This window comes from Burkholderia sp. E168m22, assembly GCF_001319805.1.
Lineage (GTDB): Bacteria > Pseudomonadota > Gammaproteobacteria > Burkholderiales > Burkholderiaceae > Burkholderia > Burkholderia orbicola.
In genome coordinates this window covers 1-3,692 of sequence record NZ_BBSK01000119.1, presented here as the reverse complement: position 1 = coordinate 3,692, position 3,692 = coordinate 1, and the positions used below count along the sequence as shown (strand labels likewise).

3 protein-coding genes are annotated in these 3,692 nt (G+C 68.3%); 1 reads left to right on the top strand and 2 read right to left on the bottom strand.

Annotated elements, in window-relative coordinates:
* Both AP428_RS28110 and AP428_RS28105 read right to left on the bottom strand, forming a co-directional pair.
* Positions 1–1,050: DUF748 domain-containing protein (locus tag AP428_RS28110; RefSeq protein WP_156349354.1), on the bottom strand; the 1,050-nt coding region annotated here is incomplete at its 3' end.
* Between the two features lie 151 nt (positions 1,051–1,201).
* Positions 1,202–2,638, bottom strand: a complete 1,437-nt coding sequence (locus AP428_RS28105) for a DUF1254 domain-containing protein (RefSeq protein WP_054928427.1) — start codon at positions 2,636–2,638, stop codon at positions 1,202–1,204.
* Between the two features lie 466 nt (positions 2,639–3,104).
* Between AP428_RS28105 and AP428_RS28100 the strand changes: the two genes are divergently transcribed.
* A partial coding sequence (locus AP428_RS28100; RefSeq protein ID WP_156349353.1) for a copper ion binding protein occupies positions 3,105–3,692 on the top strand: 588 nt, incomplete at its 3' end.

Here is a 3,692-nt window from a genome sequence, read left to right as displayed (position 1 = left end):
CTCGACGTTCAGCACGCCCTGCTTGTCGCGCGACAGATCGACCACCGGCTGGTCGAGCCGGATCTCGTCGAAGTGCATCGCGTTGCGCAGCGGTTCCAGCCCGGCCGCCGCGATGTGCACGCCGCGCGCGGCGAACAGCGGCGCCGACGCGCGGTCGGTCACCTTCGCGTCGCTCAGGTCGACGGTGCCCGACACGCGCAGCGCGGGCGTCTCGCCGCTCATCACGAAATTGACCGTGAGGTTGCTGCTGAGCAGGCCGCTCGTCACGGCCACCGGCAGCTTCGCCGGCACGTACGAGATCAGCTTCGGCACGTCGAGGCGGTCGAACTTCAGCGCGATCTCCGATTCGCGCGACTGCGCGAACGGCTTGGTCTTGCCGTCGATCGAGATCGGGCTGCCGTCGAAGCGCGCGCGCAGCTTCGGCTCGACGAAGATGTCGGTCTTCGAGGCCAGCGTCGCGATGTACGGAATGCCGAGCGTCCAGTTGTCGACCACGTGCTTTTCGTTCAGCAGGCGATCGTCGAAATCGATCCGGCCGTCGTTGACCTGGATGTTCGACACCGAGAATTGCGTCGGCTTGCTGTCGGGCTTCGGCGTCGGCGACGAGAACTTCTCGATCAGGTCGGTGAAGTTGAAGCGCTGCGCGTCGTAGCGAACGACGTGAAAGCGCGGCGAATCGAGCCGGACCTCGTTGACGATCGGCGCGCCGCGGAACAGCGACGACCACGACGGCCTCACGACGAGCTTGCCGATGTCGATGAAGTCGCCCTGGCCGCCGCGCTCGCCGAGGCGGATGCCGTCGGCTTCGAGGTTCAGCGTGTACGGGTTCAGTGCGATGCGCTGAATCGTGGCCGGCCGGTCGAGCTGCTTGCTCAACTGCTGTTCGGCGACATGGCGGATCAGCGGCGGCGCCGCGAAGAAGCCGAGCAGTCCGAACAAAACGAGGAAGATCAGCACGCCGATGCCGATACGCCGGGTCCGGCGCGAGCGTGCAACGCCACCGAGGGCATGGAGGGTCGAGGGTACGGTTTCTTTGTCTGCGCTTGCCATGCTTGAATATCTCGGGAATGGATGCCGGGCCGCACCGGGGAACCGGGCGGCCGCGCACGCTATCCCGAAAGTATAGGCTCAGGAGGTGACGGTACGGCGGTCGGGCGCCGCCGCCGCGCCCGCCGATCGGACAACGGCGGCGGTCAACCGTTCATTTCCGGACGACGACGGGCGGCATCCACGAGCCGTCGCTCGCCTGCGGCTTCGGCGCGTAGAGGCGCAACGCGAGCGCGAAATCGGTCCGCGGCGCCGGCAGCCAGTTGGCCGCATGCGTGCCGCCCGGCGACGCCGACACGACGATGTCGATCGAGCCGTCGTGGTTGCGGCGCAGCCGGTCGCGATCGCCGAGCGAGCGGCGCGCCGACCCGACGTCGGGCAACGCGCCGTTGGTGGTGTACGGCGTGAGCGTCCAGAACGCGCGCACCGGCGGCAGCGCGCCCGGCGCGAAATGCAGCACGTACCGGTTCGCGCCGTTCAGCGCGTGGCCGTCGCTGTCGACGCGGGTGATCGCGAGCGTCTCGTCGTCGCGCGTCGCGGTGCCGAACTGCGTGTAGGCCGCATACGCGCGCAGCGCGTAGTCCTGGCCGTACTTGCCGGCCGTATCGCCCAGCCAGGTCCAGCCGTTCGCGTTCAGCAGGTTCGACGGCGGGGTCGCGAGCCGCGCGCGCGCCTCGGCGACGCCGGCCGTCGCGGCCGTCAGACGGTCGCCCGTCCACAGCACCGGGTAGCCGGCCGTCACGCCGATGTCGCCGAGCGATTCCTGCGCGTGTGCGTCGTCGGCCGGCGCCGGATTGTCCTGCAGCGCCCGCGCGAAGCGCGTGAAGAACGCCTTCGGGTCGAGCGCGGTCACTTGTTCGGCCGGCGTGCCGCCACCCACCGCTTCGGATGGGGCACTGCCCGCATGGACCGCGACCGATGCGCCGCGCTCGGCGCCCGTGTAGACCGACAGCGGCACCACGCGGATCGCGCGCTGCAATTTCTTCACGTTCGTCAGATCGCGCCCGCCGCTCGTCTGCAGCCGCACTTCGAGCCACGCATTGGCGGACGGCACGTCGACACGCTGTACGCCCTTCGGCAGCGTGCCCTGCCAGTCCTTCGCGGCGAAGGCAATCGTTTGCGATCGCCCGGCGCCACGGGCGCCGCGCGCCGCGACGCTCGACCACGACCACAGCACGTTCGTCCACATGTCGAGCGCGCGTGCGTCCCAGTAGCGGCCGCGCGTGTCGGGCAGCGTGACGATCATGGGTTCGGCGGCGACGTCGAGCCAGCCGGTCGAGTCGAGCGTGTCGACGCCCGGCAGCGGCGGATTGACCGCGCCGACGGGCGGCAGCGCCTGCGCGTGGCGCAGCGTGTTGAGCGGCGCCTGCCCCGGCTGCGCGCCGTCGCCGCCCGTCGCCGCCTCCTTCGCGACGTCCATCAGCACGAGCGGATACGCATAGATATAGGAGTCGGCGACTTCCGCGCGCATCCAGCCGGTTTTCCGCTGGATCGCGTCCGGTTGCGACGCGCATCCCGCAAGCAACGCCGCAATGGCCAGCGACGCGCATGCGCGTCGCAGAGAAACTGATTCTCGCTGGTTTTCAATCATCGATTACTGGCCGAATATCGTTCTTTTCAGTCAACGCCCTGTTCGTCTTGCGAACGGCGAAGCAAGGCACCCCAGCGTGCCCGGATGACCGTTTCGCTACGTTTCGTAACGGTGGGGCGCTGATGTCAGGCCGGTATCATAGCGCCTAAGGGCATCCCCCAATATGCCGAATAACGGGTAAAACGCTAGCCGAATCGTCAAAAAATCTGAAATAGTTCACGGGATTCCGCAAAAATCTGGAACAGCATCGGGAACATCGACCCGTAAACGCCTCGCGAGCGCCAAGCTCGGCGCTTCAGCGCTCACCGGCTGTCCGTACGGAAGCCGGGCGATCGCTTTTCCTGCGTTGTGACACCCTGTGCGCATCGACCTGCGTCGCATCGTCGCCGACGCTTGACCTTACCATCATGGGAATGTTGATACTGGAACCATTCGCGGCACGAACCGCGCTTTTGGGGAATCCGACATGACTGAACCACTTGCCTCCGCGGCGCTGCAAACGATCGAGCTGAACGTCGACGGCATGCATTGCGGCGGCTGCACGGGCCGCGTGCAGCGCGCGCTGGCCGCCGTGCCGGGCGTCGTCGATGCGGCGGTCGATCTGGATGCGCATACGGCGACGGTCACCGCGCAGGAGACCGTCGAGCCGGATCAGCTCGTTGACGCCGTCCGTGAGGCCGGCTATCGCGCCGCGGTGCGCGACGCGGCCGGCGAAGCGGTTGCGCCCACGCAGGTGGCGCACGCGACGCCCGACGCAACGCCGTCTGCGCCGGCTGCCGCCACGACGATCGAACTCGATATCGATGGCATGACCTGCGCGTCGTGCGTGTCGCGCGTCGAGAAGGCGCTCGTCAAGGTGCCGGGCGTCACGCGTGCATCGGTCAACCTCGCGACCGAACGCGCGACGGTCGACGCATCGGCCGGCGTTTCGGCCACGCAATTGGCGGATGCCGTGAAGCAGGCCGGCTACGGCGCGACGCCGACGGCGTCGGACACCGACGTCCCGGCCCGCGTCCCTACCCTGCCCACCGCGCCCGCAAACATCGAACTCGAC